The organism is Protaetiibacter sp. SSC-01 (assembly GCF_014483895.1).
Taxonomy (GTDB): Bacteria; Actinomycetota; Actinomycetes; order Actinomycetales; family Microbacteriaceae; genus Homoserinibacter.
In genome coordinates this window covers 1300301-1316684 of sequence record NZ_CP059987.1, presented here as the reverse complement: position 1 = coordinate 1316684, position 16384 = coordinate 1300301, and the positions used below count along the sequence as shown (strand labels likewise).

The 16384-nt window shown below is 72.7% G+C and carries 15 protein-coding genes; 1 reads left to right on the top strand and 14 read right to left on the bottom strand.

Features of this window, described 5'->3' with window-relative positions:
* Nucleotides 1-5: 5 nt before the first annotated feature.
* The 12 genes from H4J02_RS06215 to H4J02_RS06160 all read right to left on the bottom strand — a co-directional run bounded on the left by H4J02_RS06215 (nucleotide 6) and on the right by H4J02_RS06160 (nucleotide 10548).
* On the bottom strand, nucleotides 6-884 hold the full coding sequence (locus tag H4J02_RS06215; protein ID WP_187676215.1) for a glycerophosphodiester phosphodiesterase family protein: 879 nt from the start codon (nucleotides 882-884) through the stop codon (nucleotides 6-8).
* 163 nt (nucleotides 885-1047) lie between these two features.
* Complete coding sequence (locus H4J02_RS06210) at nucleotides 1048-1905, bottom strand: aldehyde dehydrogenase family protein (RefSeq protein ID WP_187676214.1); 858 nt, start codon at nucleotides 1903-1905, stop codon at nucleotides 1048-1050.
* On the bottom strand, nucleotides 1902-3395 hold the full coding sequence (locus H4J02_RS06205) for an aldehyde dehydrogenase family protein (RefSeq protein WP_187676213.1): 1494 nt from the start codon (nucleotides 3393-3395) through the stop codon (nucleotides 1902-1904). Before H4J02_RS06205 ends, H4J02_RS06210 begins: the two co-directional genes overlap by 4 nt.
* Nucleotides 3396-3501: 106 nt before the next feature.
* On the bottom strand, nucleotides 3502-4512 hold the full coding sequence (gene deoC, locus H4J02_RS06200; RefSeq protein WP_187676212.1) for a deoxyribose-phosphate aldolase: 1011 nt from the start codon (nucleotides 4510-4512) through the stop codon (nucleotides 3502-3504).
* Nucleotides 4509-5444 (bottom strand): sugar-binding transcriptional regulator, encoded by a 936-nt coding sequence (locus H4J02_RS06195; protein WP_187676211.1) that lies wholly within the window; start codon nucleotides 5442-5444, stop codon nucleotides 4509-4511. The genes deoC and H4J02_RS06195 overlap by 4 nt, the downstream gene beginning before the upstream one ends.
* Nucleotides 5445-5545: 101 nt before the next feature.
* A complete protein-coding gene (locus tag H4J02_RS06190) occupies nucleotides 5546-5986 on the bottom strand; it encodes an SRPBCC domain-containing protein (RefSeq protein WP_187676210.1) in 441 nt (146 codons plus the stop codon).
* Between the two features lie 9 nt (nucleotides 5987-5995).
* Nucleotides 5996-7243 (bottom strand): MFS transporter, encoded by a 1248-nt coding sequence (locus H4J02_RS06185; protein ID WP_187676209.1) that lies wholly within the window; start codon nucleotides 7241-7243, stop codon nucleotides 5996-5998.
* Entirely contained in the window at nucleotides 7240-8193 is a 954-nt protein-coding gene (locus H4J02_RS06180) for a bifunctional riboflavin kinase/FAD synthetase (RefSeq protein WP_187676208.1), read from the bottom strand. Before H4J02_RS06180 ends, H4J02_RS06185 begins: the two co-directional genes overlap by 4 nt.
* Entirely contained in the window at nucleotides 8193-8624 is a 432-nt protein-coding gene (locus H4J02_RS06175; protein ID WP_187676207.1) for a hypothetical protein, read from the bottom strand. Before H4J02_RS06175 ends, H4J02_RS06180 begins: the two co-directional genes overlap by 1 nt.
* Nucleotides 8625-8657: 33 nt before the next feature.
* Entirely contained in the window at nucleotides 8658-9026 is a 369-nt protein-coding gene (locus tag H4J02_RS06170) for a hypothetical protein (RefSeq protein ID WP_187676206.1), read from the bottom strand.
* Nucleotides 9023-9922 carry a tRNA pseudouridine(55) synthase TruB gene (gene truB, locus H4J02_RS06165; protein ID WP_187676205.1) on the bottom strand — a complete coding sequence of 300 codons (900 nt, stop codon included), beginning with the start codon at nucleotides 9920-9922 and terminating at the stop codon, nucleotides 9023-9025. The genes H4J02_RS06170 and truB overlap by 4 nt, the downstream gene beginning before the upstream one ends.
* Entirely contained in the window at nucleotides 9919-10548 is a 630-nt protein-coding gene (locus H4J02_RS06160) for a TetR/AcrR family transcriptional regulator (RefSeq protein WP_187676204.1), read from the bottom strand. Before H4J02_RS06160 ends, truB begins: the two co-directional genes overlap by 4 nt.
* Before the next feature lie 86 nt (nucleotides 10549-10634).
* Between H4J02_RS06160 and H4J02_RS06155 the strand changes: the two genes are divergently transcribed.
* Nucleotides 10635-12092 (top strand): DHA2 family efflux MFS transporter permease subunit, encoded by a 1458-nt coding sequence (locus H4J02_RS06155; protein ID WP_187676203.1) that lies wholly within the window; start codon nucleotides 10635-10637, stop codon nucleotides 12090-12092.
* 59 nt (nucleotides 12093-12151) lie between these two features.
* Here H4J02_RS06155 and H4J02_RS06150 read toward each other — a convergent pair whose 3' ends face one another.
* Nucleotides 12152-13978, bottom strand: coding sequence for a glycosyl hydrolase family 18 protein (locus tag H4J02_RS06150; protein ID WP_187676202.1), 1827 nt, complete (start codon nucleotides 13976-13978; stop codon nucleotides 12152-12154).
* A 153-nt stretch (nucleotides 13979-14131) separates the two neighbouring features.
* Nucleotides 14132-16357, bottom strand: a complete 2226-nt coding sequence (locus H4J02_RS06145; RefSeq protein WP_187676201.1) for a helix-turn-helix transcriptional regulator — start codon at nucleotides 16355-16357, stop codon at nucleotides 14132-14134.
* Between the last annotated feature and the right edge of the window lie 27 nt (nucleotides 16358-16384).

Here is a 16384-nt window from a genome sequence, read left to right as displayed (position 1 = left end):
AGGACCTAGGTGCCGGGCGCGGTCGCGGCGATCCAGCCGTCGAGCTTCGAGGGGCGGTCGGTGATGATGCCGTCGACGCCGTAGGCGAGCGCCTCCGACCAGCGCTTCTCGCTGTTGAGCGTGTAGACGAGCACGCCGAGGCCCGCCTCGTGCATGCGCGCGACCGCCTCCGGGTCGCTCTCGAGCGAGTTCGGCGTCGTGATGATCGCGATCGCGCCGTAGTACTGCGCGAGGCCCACCGGGTCCTCGGGCAGATCGCGCTTGATGATGACGCGCGGGATGGCGGGCGCCGTGTCGGCGAGGCGGGCCACGGTCGTGAGGTTGAAGCTCGCGAACACGACGCGGTTCTGCACGCCGCGCAGGTAGATCGCGTCGAGCACCGTGCGCAGCCCCTCGGGCCCCCAGTGGCCCTTGAGTTCGACGAGCGCCTTCTTGGAGCGGTGCACGGCGAGCGAGTCGAGGAACTCGTCGAAGAGCGGCACGCGCGTGCCCGCGAACTCGGGCCCGTACCACGCGCCCGCGTCGAGTGCCCGCACCTGCTCGAGCCTGAGGTCGGCGACCGCGCCCGTGCCGTCGGTCGTGCGGTCGACCGTGTCGTCGTGGATGAGCACGGGCACGCCGTCGGCCGTGAGCCGCACGTCGGTCTCGACGAACTCGAGGCGCGACTGGAGCGCCTTCTGGAGGGCGGGCATCGTGTTCTCCGGCCCGTGCGCGCGATCCCCGCGGTGCCCCGCGATGAAGGCGGGCTCACCCGGCGCGCGCAGCGACCCCATCATGTTCGTCGCGTAGACGCGCACGGCATCCGGCACGAGCAGCAGCACCGCCACGAGGGCGAGGATGACGACGGCGGATGCGACCATCCGTCGTGCAGGGTGCGTCACCATCGGCACATCCGCTTTCGAGTCGGGTTCCCCGCAACCTCGCGAGGTGTGCCGACTGTAGCACGAACGTTACCGTTCTGTTATTCAATCGTTACGGCGTGCCAGTGGGGGTCGGTGGTCTCGAGACGCGTCGCCTGCGGCGGCGCTCCTCGACCACCTCGACACCTCAGATGAGCGACTTCGTGTGCCAGACCGTCTTCGTCTCGGTGAACGCGAGGATGCGGTCGAGCGTCGCAGCGGGCACGCCCGGCTCGGGACGCAGCACGCGCGTGAGCGTGTCCGCGGCCGCGATCTCGAGGTCGACCCAGTCGAGCTCCCCCGCACCCGCGAGGTCGAGCGCGTTGACGTCGGCATGCGACGCGAGCCACGGCACGATCTCGGCGGGCGAGCCCGTGAGCACGTTGACGACCCCGCCCGGCACGTCGCTCGTCGCGAGCACCTCGGCGAGGCTGATCGCGGAGAGCGGATGCGCCTCGTCGGCCACGACGACGACCGCGTTGCCCGCGACGAGCGCAGGGGCGACGACGCGCACGAGACCGAGGAGGCTCCCCTCGCCCTGCGGCGCCACGATCGCGACGACGCCCGTCGGCTCCGGCACCGAGAGGTTGAAGAAGGGGCCCGCGACGGGGTTGCCGGAGCCCGCGACCTGCACGAACTTGTCGGCCCATCCGGCGTACCAGACCCACGTGTCGATCGTCTCGTCGACCTGACGCGCGGCCTCGGCGGCCGAGAGGCCCTCCGACGCGCGGAGCTCCTCGACGAACTGGGCACGACGACCCTCGAGCACCTCGGCGACGCGGTAGAGCACCTGGCCGCGGTTGTAGGCGGTCGCACCGCCCCATCCGGAGACCGCGGCGCGCGCGGCCACGACGGCGTCGCGGGCGTCCTTGCGGGAGGCGAGCGACGCGTTCGCGAGGAACGCACCGTCGGCGCCGCGGATCTCGTAGCTGCGGCCCGATTCGCTGCGCGGGAACTTGCCGCCGATGTAGAGCTTGTAGGTCTTGGGGATCGTGAGACGGCTCACTTGGAGGCTCCCTTCGGGGCGACGGCGGTGGTGGCGGGCTGCAGGTAGGCGCCGAGCCCGTGGCGGCCGCCCTCGCGGCCGTAGCCCGACTCCTTGTAGCCGCCGAAGGGGCTCGCCGGGTCGAAGCGGTTGAAGGTGTTGGCCCAGATGACGCCCGCGCGCAGCTTGTCGGCCACCGCGAGGATCTTCGAGCCCTTGTCGCTCCAGATGCCCGCGGAGAGCCCGTAGGGCGTGTTGTTGGCCTTCGCGATCGCCTCGGCGGGCGTGCGGAAGGTCAGCACCGAGAGCACCGGGCCGAAGATCTCCTCACGCGCGATCGTCGACGAGGTCTGCACGTTCGTGAAGACGGTCGGCGCGAACCAGAATCCGTTCTCGGGGATGTCGCACGGCGCCGTCCAGCGCTCGGCGCCCTCCTGCTCGCCGATGTCGCTCAGCGTGCGGATGCGCTCGAGCTGCTCGGCCGAGTTGATGGCGCCGATGTCGGTGTTCTTGTCGAGCGGATCGCCGAGGCGCAGCGTCGTGAGGCGGTGCTTGAGGCGGTCGACGACCTCGTCGTGCACGTTCTCCTGCACGAGCAGGCGGCTGCCGGCGCAGCACACGTGACCCTGGTTGAAGAAGATGCCGTTAACGATGCCCTCGACGGCCTGGTCGATGGGTGCGTCGTCGAAGACGATGTTGGCGGCCTTGCCGCCGAGCTCGAGCGTCGCCTTCTTGCGCGTGCCCGCGATCGCCTTCGCGATCTCGCGGCCCACGGCGGTGGAGCCCGTGAACGCGACCTTGTCGACATCCGGATGCCGCACGAGCGCCTGGCCGGTCTCCCCCGCGCCCGTGACGATGTTGACGACGCCGGGCGGGAGGTCGGCCTGCTGCAGGATCTCGGCGAAGAGGAGCGCCGAGAGCGGCGTCGTCTCGGCGGGCTTGAGCACGACCGTGTTGCCCGCCGCGAGGGCAGGGGCGATCTTCCACGCGAGCATGAGCAGCGGGAAGTTCCACGGGATGATCTGCGCGGCGACGCCGTGCGCGCGCGGGTTCGCGCCGAGGCCCGCGTAGTCGAGCTTGTCGGCCCAGCCCGCGTAGTAGAAGAACCACGCGGCGACGAGCGGGATGTCGGTGTCGCGGCTCTCCTTGATGGGTTTGCCGTTGTCGAGCGACTCGGCCACCGCGAGCTCGCGGGCGCGCTCCTGCACGAGGCGGGCGATGCGGAACAGGTACTTGCCGCGGTCGACGCCCGACATGCGCGACCACGTCTTGTCGTAGGCGCGGCGCGCGGCGGCGACCGCCTGGTCGACGTCGGCATCGGAGGCGTTCGCGATCTCGGCGATCGTCTTCTCGGTGGCGGGCGAGATCGTCGTGAACGACCCGCCCGTGCCGTCGCGGAACTCTCCGTCGATGAAGAGGCCGTACGAGTCGCGCAGGTGCAGCACCGACGTCGACTCGGGCGCCGGGGCGTAGTCGAGGAAGCCGCGGCCGCTGATCTCGATGTCTTTCATGATGTTCATGTCCTTCGTGGGGGTTTCGATACGCCGCTTCGCGGCTACTCAACCAGCGGTGGGGTGGCTGCGCGGCTACTCGACCGGCGGCAGAGCGGATGCCGTCCTAGTCGATCGTCACGTAGTCGGGGCCGGCGTAGTGGCCGGTGCGGAGCTTCTGGCGCTGCAGGAGCACGTCGTTGAGCAGGCTCGACGCGCCGAAGCGGAAGAGGTGGGGCTGCAGCCACTGCTCACCGACGGTCTCGGCGACCGTCACGAGGTAGCGCACGGCGTCCTTGGAGGCGCGGATGCCGCCCGCCGGCTTGACTCCCACGTACTCGCCGGTGAGGCGGTGCCAGTCGCGCACGACCTCGAGCATGAGGAGCGTCACCGGGAGGGTCGCGGCGGGGGTCACCTTGCCCGTCGAGGTCTTGATGAAGTCGCCTCCCGCGAGGATCGAGAGCCACGAGGCGCGGCGCACGTTGTCGTAGGTGGTGAGCTCGCCCGTCTCGAGGATGACCTTGAGGCTCGCGTAGCTGCCGTCGTCGCGGCGGCACGCCTCCTTGACGGCGACGATCTCCTCGAAGACCTTGCCGTAGCGACCGGCGAGGAAGGCGCCGCGGTCGATGACCATGTCGATCTCGTCGGCTCCCGCGGCGACGGCGTCGCGCGTGTCGCCGAGCTTGACGGCGAGCGAGGCGCGACCCGACGGGAAGGCGGTCGCGACGGCCGCGACGGAGATGAGGCCGTCATCCGGGTCGCCGTGGGCCGAGCCCAGCGCCTCGACGGCGGCGGGCACCATGTCGCCGTAGACGCACACGGCGGCGACGCGCGGCGTCGACGGGTCCGTGGCGTCGGGAGTGAGCGCCTTCGCGACGAGCGAGCGCACCTTGCCGGGGGTGTCGGCGCCCTCGAGGGTCGTGAGGTCGATGAGCTCGATGATGCGGTCGAGCGCCCACGCCTTCGAGCTCGTCTTGATCGAGCGCGTCGCGAGCCCCGCGGCGCGCTGCTCGAGGCCGACGGCGTCGACACCGCTCAGCCCCTCGAGGTACTGACGGAGGCTGCGCTCCGTGAGGTCGCCGCCCAGCACGCGCACGGCGCGCTCCGCGGGGGCGAGCGAGGTGGTCTGCATGGTCATGAGTCCTCCAGGAGGGCACGGGCGGTGGCCTCGTCGGTGATGAGCACGGTGCACAGGCCGGCCGTGACGACGGCTCGCGCGATGTCGTGTTTAGGGGTTCCCGCGACCACGAGGATCGCGGTGGCGGCGGCGCGCAGCGTCTCGAGCGAGATGCCGAGGGTGCGCTCGTCGAGCGAGGGGTCGACGATGTTGCCGTTGGCGTCGATGTAGCGGCCGACGACGTCTCCGATCGCGCCGCGCAGAGCGAGCTCCTCCATGTCCTCGGGGCGCAGGTAGCCGCTCTCGACGTGAGCCGAGTCGGCGCCCACGACCCCCGCGCTGTAGAGGAACGCGTTGGCGTTCGCCGCGCGGTCGAGCACGGCGGCGACGGTGCGGTCGCCCTCGATCGCCTTCTTCGTGGAGAGACGCTCGAGGATGGCGGGGCTCGGCAGGAGCACGGCGTGGCCCCGACCGCGCTGGGCGATCGTCGAGGCGAGCGTCGCCGCGGTGCCGGGGCGACGGTTGAGGCTCACGCCGCCGTTGATCTGCACGACCGTGACGCCCGTCGCCCAGCCGTCCGGCATGCGGTCGGCCACGTCGGTGAGGGTGCGACCCCAGCTGACGCCGAGCACGCGCGGAACGGGCCGCAGGCCCGTGAGGAAGTCGGCGGCGGCCTGGGCGACACGCCCCTGCACGCCGACCTCGTTCTCGGGGGTGGGCACGACGACGGCGTCGGCGAGACCGAAGCGCTCCCGCAGGGCGCGCTCGATCGCGAGGCGGCGGGCGCGCGGGTGCACGATCTCGATGCGCACGATGCCCTGCTCGCGCGCCTGCGCGAGCAGGCGCCCGGCCTTCCAGCGCGAGATGCCGAGCAGCGCGCCGATCTCGTCCTGCGTCTTGTTCTCGTCGTAGTAGAGCTCCGCGACGCGGACAGCGAGGAGTTCGTCGTCCATCATTTCCCTTCGACGGTATCCCGCCGGGGGCCGTGCGCCAACATCCGCGTACGGCGCTGCTCATATGCGCAGAGCGCCGGAGGCACGCACGCGGATGCGCGTCAGCGTGCCGCGCGGTGGGCGGCCTCACTGCGCGCGGCCCGATCCTCGAGACGGTGACGCGTCGGCCAGTCGGCCCAGTCGACCGGATGCCCGCGCACGAGCTCGGCGAGCTGCTCGAGCCGGAGGGCCCACAGCGCCTCGCGCTCCGAACGCCTCCCCCACTCGTCGCTCACCGTGAGCTCGACGCGCGTGCCCTCACCCCGCGTTCCCCCGTCGACGCGGTCGAGCACGATGCGCACGTCGCCGAAGGCGGGCGAGATGACCTCGAGCACGGCGGGCTCGGATGCGGCGTCGGGCTCGCGGAACTCGACGGGCGTCGTGCCCGCCACGAGCCGCTCGCTCGGATGCAGCCAGCCCTCGACGAGGACCGGATCGACGAGCGCCTCCCACACGATGGCGCGCGGGAGGTCGATGTCGCGCTCGAGCCGGATCGCCTCCACGGCACCACGCTACGCCGCGCCGCCGACTCCCGCCGGGCGCACCTCGGCGTCGACCAGGCGGCCGCGCGCGAGCACGATCGCCGAGAACGGCACGAGCACGAGGGCGGCCAGGAGGAAGACAAGCGCCGCCGTCCAGTCGCCCGTCGCGTCGTGCAGGATGCCGACGACGAAGGGCCCGACGGCGCCGAGCAGGTAGCCCACCGTCTGCACGAAGCCCGACAGCGCGACGGTCGTGCGCTGCGAGGCCGACCGGAGGTTGATGAGCACGAGCGCGAGCGGGAACAGCAGCGGTCCGAGACCCGCGCTCACGACCCACACGACGGGCGCCGTCTCGGGCGCCACGAGAAGGCCGAGGTAGCCGATCGCGAACAGCACGCCGCCGAGCAGCACGAGGGGCGCGGTGCTGCGCGGGAAGCGGGCGACGAGCACCGGCACGAGCAGGCCGCCCGGGAAGCCCATGATCGAGAAGACGGCGAGGAGCGCGCCCGCGGCCGCGTCGTCGACGCCCGCGCGGTCGACGAGGAGCTGCGGCAGCCACGCGAACGCGGCGTAGGCGCCGAGGCTCGACGAGCCGAACGCGACGCCGATGGCCCACGCGGTGGGCGAGCGCAGCATCCGGAGCCCGAGCCGGCCCGGCGCGGGCGCGAGGTCGACGGCGCCCGTGTCGAGGGTCGGCTGCACGGGCTCGCGGCGCTGCACGAGCACCGTCACCCACGGCACGGCCGCGATGAGCGCCACGAGCGTCCAGGTGCCGAGCGAGGCGCGCCATCCCACGGCGTCGGCGACGGGAACGGCCACGAGGGCCGGCACCGCCGTCGAGATCGAGAGCAGGGTCGCATAGAGCGAGGTGACGAACCCGACCCGGTCGGGGAACCAGCGCCGCACGACGGGCGGCAGCAGCACGTTGCCGAGACCCACTCCCACGAGGGCCAGCACCGTGCCGAGTGCGAGCGACACGACCTCGGGAGCGACCGCGCGCGCGAGGTGACCGAGCACCATCGCGATGAGGGATGCGACGAGCGCCTGCTCGAGGCCCATGCGTCGCGCGAGCGCCGGCGCCACGAGGCCGCTCGCGGCGAACGCGAGGGGCGGCGCCGCGCCGATGAGGCCGAGGGCGAACGCGTCGAGCGGGATGTCGGCGGCCACGCGATCGAGGATGGGCGACAACGCGGCGACGGGCGTGCGGAGGCTCAGCGACACGAGCACGACACCCACGAGAGCGAGTGTGCGGCCCTGCCAGAGCCGCGGAGCCGTCACCCGTTCACCGCGAGAGCGCGGCGCGCGGCGTCGGCGTCGGCGCGGATCGCGGCGATGAGTTCGTCGAGCGAGTCGAAGCGCGCCATGCCGCGCAGGCGCGCGACGAAGGCGAGCTCGATCGTTCGGCCGTAGAGATCGAGGTCGACGTCGAGCAGGTGGGCCTCGGCCTGGTGCTGCGGCACACCCTCGAAGGTCGGGTTGTTGCCGATCGACACGGCGGACGGGTACCGCACCCCGTCGACGGTGGCCCATGCGGCGTAGACGCCGTCGGCGGGCAGGAAGCCCTCGAGCCGTGCGGGGTCGAGGTTGGCGGTCGGGAAGCCGAGCTCGCGCCCGCGTCGCTCCCCCTCGATGACGACGGAGCGTACGACGGGCGGACGTCCGAGCACGCGCGCAGCCTCGTCGACGGCACCGGCCTCGAGGGCCTCGCGGATCCACGTCGACGATGCGCGCCGCTCGCCGCGCTCCGAGCCCTCGCGCACGTCGTCGATGAGCGCGACCTCGAAGCCGTGGACCCGGCCGAGCTCCTTGAGCACCGTCACGTCGCCCGCGCCCTCGCGGCCGAAGCGGAAGTCGCTTCCCGCGAGCACGAGGCGCGCGTCGAGGGCCTCGACGAGCACGCGGCGCACGAACTCCTCCGGCTCGAGGTCGGCGAGCGCCTGGTCGAAGGTCAGCATGAGGGTCGCGTCGATACCCGAGTCGGCGAGCAGGTGGACCTTCTGCGGGTTGCTCACGAGCGGGTTCGGGCAGAACGCGGGTGCGAGGAGGGAGAGCGGATGCCGGTCGAACGTCACGACGACCGAGGCGAGGTCGCCGCGCTCCTCGGCGAGGGCGCGCAGGCGCGCGAGGATCGCGCGGTGCCCCGAGTGCACGCCGTCGAACTTGCCGATGGTCACCGCGCTGGGGCCGTAGCCCGCGGGCACCGCGGCGAGCCCGTCGAAGAACTCCATCAGTCCTCGACCGCCACCCGGGCGCGCTTGCGCAGCCACAGGATGCCGAGCACGGGCAGCACGAGCGGGATGAAGAGGTAGCCGGCGCCGAACACGCTCCACACCGTGGCCTCACGGCCGAACGGGTCGACCTCCTCGAGGCCGAGCAGCTGCGGCGCGACGACCGAGATCGCGCCCACGATGAGCACGCCCGCGAGCTCGAAGCTCACCGTGACCCACGCGAGGCGGTCCCAGCCGGCGGCGAGGGCGATGGTCGCGAGCACGTAGACGAGGGCCGCGACGGCCGAGAGCGAGAAGGCGATGGGGGCGTCGTCGAAGCGGTCGATGATCTGGAAGATCGATCGCCCGAGGGCGGCCATCGCGAGCACGGCGTAGACGGCGACGAGAACGCGGCCGATACCGGATACGCGGGTGCGGGACTGGGCGGACATCGCCCTCCAGCGTAGTGCGCCGCGCCTGCGGCCTCAGGCCAGCTGCACGCTCCAGATCTGCTCCATGCGCCACGTCATGACGGCGATCGCGAACGCGGCGGCTCCGAGCACGACGTTCGACCAGCGGTTGCGCTCGATGAGCGACCACACGATCGCGAGCGGCGGGATGATCGCGGCCGTGCCGAGGTACATCCAGAACTCGAGCAGGTTGCCCGTCGGCTGGTTGCCGACGAGCGGCGCGACGATCGCGATGACGACCTGCGCGATGACGAGCACGCCGACGAGCGCGACGGAGAGCACCGTGAGGTCGTCGGGCTTGCGCCCCGCGAGCCCGAGCGCGACGCACACGAGGCCGACGAGGCACGCGACCGCGAGCAGCACGATCGTGAAGGGCAGGATCACGGGAGGACCTCCTGGGTCGGCAGGCCGAGCAGCACGCGGAGCCGTCCGCGGCGCAGCTCGACGAGGGCGGCGAGCCGCCCGTCGGGGGTGAGGGCCGCCGCGAGCTCGGCGTCGGGCGCGTCCAGCTCGACGCGCTTGCCGTGGGCGACATCGCGCGTCGCGTCGGCGTCGAGCCGCACGACGGGGAAGAGCCGCGCCGCGACCTCGGCGGGGTCCCGCAGCTCGGGGGCCACGGCATCCGGATGCGCGCGCGGGTCGGGCAGCTCGATCGCGTCGGCGACCGCGAACGGCCCGATGCGCGTGCGGCGGAGCGCCGTGAGGTGGCCGCCGACGCCGAGGTCCGCCCCGAGGTCGCGCGCGAGAGCGCGGATGTAGGTGCCCGAGCTGCACTCGACGCGCACGTCGAGGTCGACGTCGGCGCCGTCGCGGCGGGTCGCGAGCAGCTCGAAGGCGTGGATCGTGACGGGTCGGGCGGCGAGATCGACCTGCTCCCCCGCGCGCGCACGGTCGTAGGCGCGGCGTCCGTCGACCTTGATGGCGCTGTAGCTCGAGGGGCGCTGCTCGATGGCGCCCGTGAGCGCGGCGATGCCCCGCTCGATCGCGTCGTCGGCGACTTCCGACGCATCCGTCGACCGGACGATCTCGCCCTCGGCGTCGTCGGTGTCGGTCGCGACGCCGAGCCGGATGGTCGCGGTGTACTCCTTGTCGAGGCCCACGAGGTAGGTCAGCAGGCGCGTGGAGCTGTCGACGCCGAGAAGCAGCAGGCCCGTCGCCATGGGGTCGAGGGTGCCGGCGTGCCCGACCTTGCGCGTGCCGAGCAGGCGTCGCGCGCGCGCGACCACGTCGTGGCTCGTGACGCCCTGGGGCTTGTCGACGAGCAGGATGCCGCTCGTCACGTCGCGTCGCCCCTGAGCGCGAGCAGCACGTCGATCTTCGTGGGGAGCAGCTCGTCGAGCAGTTCGTGCACGTTCGCGTCGCTCTCGTAGTCGTCGACCATCCGGAGGCCCACGACGGTGTTGAGCAGCATGCCGCGGGAGAGGAAGTCCTGTGCGGCGTCGGGGTCGAGACCGACGCGCTCGCGCAGGTAGGCGTAGACGCGACGGAAACCCTCACGGGCGTGGCGGCCGACGACGGGCTCGGAGCCGAGCATGAAGGCCTGCATGAGGCTCAGCAGCAGGCCGCGGTCGCCGAGCAGATCGACGTAGCTGCGGCCGAGGCACGCGCTCACGGCGTCCTCGTCGGACGCGCGGCCCTCGGCCTCGAGCGCGACGATGTCGGCCTCGAAGGCGCCGAGGATGCGGTCGATCGCGCGGTCGAGCACGGCGAGGAACATCGCCTCCTTGCCCCCGAACATCCGCACGACGTAGGGCTGGCTCACGCCCGCCTCGCGCGCGACGGCGTCGGTGGTGGCGCCGTGGTACCCGCGCTCGCCGAAGACGCGCGTGGCGGCTTCGAGCACGAGGGCGCGGCGCTCGTCGGAGCGCATGCGCGTGGCGCCCTGCTCCGTCATCGGCGAACTCATGGTTGACATGGTATCAACCGATTACTAATGTCCGGTCTTGTAATCATCCGATTACAACTACCGCGCATCCATCCCACGGAGCCATCATGTCCGCCACCCCCGCCCCCGCCACCGCGACCCGCCCGCAGCGCCGCGTGCCGTTCGGCCTCGTGCTCCTCGCGACCGGGCTCCCCATGTTCATGGCGACCCTCGACAACCTCGTCATGACGAACGCCCTCCCGGCGATCCGCCTCGACCTCGGCGCGAGCATCGAGGAGCTCCAGTGGTTCATGAACGCGTACACTCTCGCGTTCGCGAGCTTCATCCTCATGGCCGCGGCGCTCGGCGACCGCCTCGGGCGCCGCAGCGTCTTCGCCGCGGGCATCGCGCTCTTCACGCTCGCCTCCGCCGCCGCGGCGCTCGCGACCGACCCCACGCAGCTCATCGTCGCGCGCGCCGTGCAGGGCCTCGGCGGAGCGGCCATCATGCCGCTCTCGCTCTCGCTCCTCGCGGGCGCCGTGAGCGAGCGCCGACGCGGCCTCGCGATCGGCATCTGGGGCGGCACGGCGGGCCTCGCCGTCGCACTCGGACCGCTCGTGGGCGGCGCGGTCGTCGAGGGCTGGAACTGGAACGCGATCTTCTGGCTCAACGTGCCCATCGGCATCCTCGCCATCCCCGTCGTGCTCGCGCTGCTGCCCAATCCCTTCGGTCAGCACGTGCGCGCGGACGTGCTCGGCGTCGTGCTCGCCGGCCTCGGCGTGCTCGGCCTCGTGTGGGGCATCGTGCGCGGCAACGAGGCGGGCTGGGACAGCGCGGAGGTGCTCACGGGCCTCATCGGCGGCGGCGTGCTCATCGCGCTCTTCATCCTGTGGCAGTTGCGCGCCCCCGCGCCGCTGCTCCCCCTGCGGCTCTTCCGCGACCGCTCCTTCGCGATCGCCAACGTCGTCGGCCTCGGCTTCAGCTTCGGGATGTTCGGCTCGGTCTTCATCCTCATCCAGTTCCTGCAGATCGTGCAGGGCTACTCACCGCTCGAGGCGGGCGTGCTCACGATGCCGTGGACCATGGCGCCCATGGTCGTGGCGCCGCTCGCGGGCCTCGCATCCGGCCGCGTCGGAACGCGCGCCCTCATCGTCACGGGCCTCACGCTGCAGGCCTCCGCGCTCGCGTGGATCGGCCTCGTGATGAGCGCCGACGTGGCCTACACCGAGCTCGTCGTGCCGTTCGTGCTCGCGGGAGTCGGCATGGGGCTCGTCTTCGCGCCCTCGTCGACCGCCGTGCTCGCGAACATGGCCGAGAGCGACTCGGCCAAGGCATCCGGCACCAACTCGACCGTGCGCGAGGTGGGCGTGGCGCTCGGCATCGCCGTGCTGACCGCGGTGTTCACGGGCGCGGGCGGACAGCTCACCCCGACGGGCTACGTCGACGCGGCCGTGCCGGCGGTGCTCACGGGAGCCGCTGTCGTCGCCGCGACCGCCCTCGCCGCCGTGCTGCTCCCCGCGGGGCGGCTTCCTCGCCGACCGACCGCCGCGGCGGCTCCCGAGCGGGAGCTCGTCGCGCAGCCCTGACGACAGGAAGTGCGGGCGTCCGGCCACCCGGACGCCCGCACCGTCAGCTCACCGTGCGACTACTGCTTCGCCCACGGTCCCCACTCCCCGGCGCCCGGGGTGTCGCCCTGCGTCCACCACTTGGCGCGCCAGGTGGAGCCCTGGTACGTCACGAGGTCACCCGCGACGTAGACCTTCGTCGAGCTCCAGGCGGCGGCACCCGTGCCCGGATCGCCGGGGTCCGAGCCGTCGTCGTCGCACGCCGCGAGCAGCTCCCAGACCTGGGCCGTTCCCGGCGTCTCACCCTGCGTCCACCACTTCGCGCGGTACTCGGTGCCGTTGTACGACACCGTCGCGCCGCCCGTGTAGACCGCACCGGCGCTCCACGCGGCAGCGCTGCACTCGCCCGGGTCGGTCGGGTCGGTCGGATCGGTGGGATCGGTCGGATCGGTGGGGTCGGTCGGGTCGGTCGGGTCGGTCGGGTCCGTCGGATCCGTCCCCTCTCCCGGCACGCCCGAGCGCAGCTTGTCGGCGGCGGCCGAGACGAGCACGCTGTCGCGGTCGCCGTCGAGCGACCACCACATCGTGCCGCCGAGGCGCTTGTCGATCACGTACTGCGCCTTCTGCTGCGTCGTCTGCGTGTTGTCGTAGCTCCACCACCGCGAGCCGTCGTAGCGCCAGGCCGCGCCGACCGTCGAGCTGTAGTAGCCCGTGCCGACACTCGCGAGCTTGTAGAAGTCCTCGATGCCCGCCTCGTAGGTTCCGGGAGCCGCTCCCCCGGCGGCCGACCACGGCGTCGACGAGGCGACACCGGTCCAGCCGCGTCCGTACGCCGCGAGTCCGATGCCGAGCTGCGAGGGGTCGATGCCGGCGCCCGTGTAGGCACGTACGGCCTTGTCGACGCTGAACCGCTTGTCCGCAGGGAGCGGGTTGGCGGGGTCGTCGTACAGGTTCGCCTGGTGCCCGGTGCGCGAGGGGTCCCACGCTCCGTGCAGGTCGTAGCCCTGGATGTTGCCGTAGTCGAGGTAGTCGAAGATCTCGGGGTCGTTCCACCCTCCCGCAGCGATGTCGGCGGGGTTCGCGGGCAGGAAGGCCGACAGCAGGTAGTGCTTGCCGGTCTGGGCGCCGAGGGCGTCGAGCTGCGTGCGGAACTCCTTGAGCAGGAGGCGGAAGTTGTTCCGGTCGTTCACGGGGTCGACGATGTTGCCCTCGTTCCCGTTCGGCGAACCGGGCCACTCCCAGTCGATGTCGATGCCGTCGAACACGCCCGCGGCGGCCCCCGCGCCCCCGCGCCCGTCGATGACGGGCAGGTTGCCGCGGATGTAGAGGTCGATGCAGCTCTTCACGAGCTTCTTGCGCGACGCATCCGTGGCCGCGGCCGCCGAGAAGTTCTTCGACCACGTCCATCCGCCGAGCGAGATGAGCGCCTTGAGGCCGGGGTGCTTCGCCTTGAGCTGCTTGAGCTGGTTGAACGAGCCCGCGAGCGGCTGATCCCACGCATCCGCGGCCCCCGACACCGAGTCGGCCGCGGAGTACCCCATGCCGAAGTCGGCCCACGCGTCGCCCGCGCCGTCGGAGCCGTTCGGCCCCGTTCCCTGCGCCTTGTTGGCGATGAAGCACTCGAGGCTCTGATAGTGGATGTTGCCGAAGGCGTAGTTGATGTGCGTCAGGTCGTCGGCGCCGCCCGAGCGGTCGAGCTGGCTCAGCTTGTAGCCGCGCCCGTAGACGCCCCACTGGGCGAAGTAGCCGACGTTGCGGTAGCCGTTGACCGCGGTCTCCTGAGCGGCGGTCGCCGCCCCGGGAGCCGCGACCGCGGAACCCGCCGTCACCCCCGCGAGCGTCGCCACCATCGCACCCGTCGCGAGCGCGGCGATGATGCCGCGCGTGCGGTATCTCGTTCTCGTCATGTCGATCCTTGTCTTCAGGTCGGCGCGGCGACAGGGCGTCGACGCGCCTGGTGCCGCCCACGCTACGAGCGCGCGCGGGAGGCGCGCGTCCGGGGCTTCCACATGAAGCGGGGCGGGAGGAGCTCGCGCGTACGTGTTCCCACGTACGTCGCGTCAGGTCGTGACGCCTGCGCGATGTGCGAGCACGATGAGCTCGACGCGTGAGCGGGCTCCGAGCTTCGCGAGGATCCTGCCCACGTGCACCTCGACCGTGCGCACGGAGACGAACAGCCGCGCCGCGATCTCGCGGTTCCCCGCGCCTTCGACGACGAGCCGCGCCACCTCCAGCTCGCGCTCGGTGAGCACGTCGCTCCATGCGAGCACGTCCGTGCGGCTGCTCGCGGTGTCGTGCGTGGAGACGGATGCGGCGTCGCGCTCGTGCGGCAGGCGCGCCATGCGCTCACGTGCCAGGGCGCGCCACGCATCCGCACCCGCCTCCTCGAAGAGCGTCTCGGCCGCGACGAGGTGGCGGCGCGCGACGAGGTGCTCGCCGAATGAGGCCCACGCGGCGCCGAGAGCGGCCTCTGCGCGCGCGCGCTCGAAGGGCGACTCGATGTCGCGTGCGAGCGCGATCGACGCCTCGAGCTCGCGCGGATGCGTCGCGCCGGCCGCGAGGGCGCGTGCGCGGCGGGCGAGCGCGGCGTCCGGCGGCATGCGCTCGCCCACGCCGGCATCCGGGCCGTGCTCGTCGCCGACCGGCAGCTCGTCGACGCCGGGGATCGCGAGCACGCCGCGCGGGCCGTGGAGCTCGCGATGCAGCGTCGCCCGGGTCGCGGACTCGTCGTCCCGGCCCGCGAGGAAGTCGACGAGCGCGCGGTCGAGGAGCGCGTCGGCGGGGCTCGTGCCGGCGCCCGTCGTCGCGAGCGAACGGGAGAGCACGCCCGGCCGCCCGTCGACGGAGATCTCGAGTCTGCGCGCGAGGCGCAGCGCGAGCCCGTCGAACGGCGTCGCGACGGGCCCCTCGAGCGACCCGCGGCGGAGAGCATCGAGCGCACCCGCGACGTCTCCCGCCCAGGTCCGCAGGAGCGCCGTGACGACGGCCCGATACGCACGCGCCACGGGTGAGCACTCGAGCCCCGCGATCACGTCGTCGCGCCGGACGAGGCCCGCGGGCACGGCCTGGCCCGCGTGACGGACGGCCGTCGCGACGTCACCGCCGAGCGCGAGGAGGAGAGACCCCGCGAGCACCGGCAGGAGCCCCTGCCCGACCGGGAGGGCCACGATCGCGGACGGATCGTGGTCGGGCGCGTGCACGGCCATCCACGCGTATGCGACGCGATGCTCGCCCGGATGCTCGACCTCGTCGATCGCCGCGGCCCATCGGCGAGCCGCCGCCCGCTCGCCGCGCTCGGCGCACAGGCACGCCGCGAGGGCGCGGGCCCGGGCGACGGCTCGACGCGCGCGCACACCGCCGCGCGCGAGCTCGTCCAGACGCCCCTCGAGCGCCGCGCCCGGCTCCCCTCCGGACCGCCACGCGAGGCACGCGAGGTAGGCCGGCATCGCCTCGGCGGCGACCTCGGCATCCGCCGAGCCGACGACGGCCGCGAGGGCGCGCACGGCGTCGTCGACGAGCCCGGCCGCCGCGGCCGCGACACCCGTCACGAGGAGCGCCTGCTCGCGCGGTGGTCCATCGGGCGCGTGACTCGTCGCCTCTCGCGCGACGGCGTGCGCTCGTTCCGCCTCGCCGCGCGCGAGGGCGTCGCGCGCCATGCGCAGGAGCGGCGGAACGAGGGCCGCATCGCCCTGCAGCGTGCTGAGCGCGCGGTGCCACGTCGCGAGGTCGTCGTCGCGGTGTCGCGCATAGATCGCGGCGAGGGCGGCGTGCACCGACGTGCGCTCCGCGAGCGATGCGCTCCCGTGCACCCACACGCGCATCCGCGGATCGGCGAAGGCGAAGTGCCCCGCCACGAACGCGAGGTGGCGGCTCACGCCTCCCGCGATGAGCTCGTCGATCGGTCGCGCGGCGAACTCGAGCAGCACCTCGGTGCGGTCGTCGACGCACACGCAGGCCGCCACGAGCACCTCGAACTCCCACGGCTCGAGGCGTCCGTCGCCCACCGCATCCTCGACCGCGTCGAGGAGCGGCAGCGGGTCGGGCAGCGACTCCGTGCCGCGCCGCTGCGCCTCCGTCATCCACGCGGCGGTCTGCACGATCGCGGCGGGATCGCCGCGGAGCTCACGATGCAGTCGGGTGGCGACGGTGGGCGCCACGGGGACGGCGTGAGCCTCGAGGACCCTCAGGGCGTCGAACGAGCCCTCGACCGCCGAACCGTTGTCGGGCGCGGCGAGGGCGTGACGAGCGGGCTGAGGAGAACTGCGCGCCATCACCGCCCCGGTCACGTCGTCGTTCGCGTTGCGCCGAATGTT

Coding starts and splice junctions, on each gene's coding strand:
- H4J02_RS06215 (WP_187676215.1), bottom strand. CDS start 884: ATGGTGACGCACCCTGCACGACGGATGGTCGCATCCGCCGTCGTCATC.
- H4J02_RS06205 (WP_187676213.1), bottom strand. CDS start 3,395: ATGAAAGACATCGAGATCAGCGGCCGCGGCTTCCTCGACTACGCCCCG.
- deoC (WP_187676212.1), bottom strand. CDS start 4,512: ATGACCATGCAGACCACCTCGCTCGCCCCCGCGGAGCGCGCCGTGCGC.
- H4J02_RS06195 (WP_187676211.1), bottom strand. CDS start 5,444: ATGGACGACGAACTCCTCGCTGTCCGCGTCGCGGAGCTCTACTACGAC.
- H4J02_RS06180 (WP_187676208.1), bottom strand. CDS start 8,193: ATGGAGTTCTTCGACGGGCTCGCCGCGGTGCCCGCGGGCTACGGCCCC.
- H4J02_RS06175 (WP_187676207.1), bottom strand. CDS start 8,624: ATGTCCGCCCAGTCCCGCACCCGCGTATCCGGTATCGGCCGCGTTCTC.
- H4J02_RS06160 (WP_187676204.1), bottom strand. CDS start 10,548: ATGAGTTCGCCGATGACGGAGCAGGGCGCCACGCGCATGCGCTCCGAC.
- H4J02_RS06155 (WP_187676203.1), top strand. CDS start 10,635: ATGTCCGCCACCCCCGCCCCCGCCACCGCGACCCGCCCGCAGCGCCGC.
- H4J02_RS06150 (WP_187676202.1), bottom strand. CDS start 13,978: ATGACGAGAACGAGATACCGCACGCGCGGCATCATCGCCGCGCTCGCG.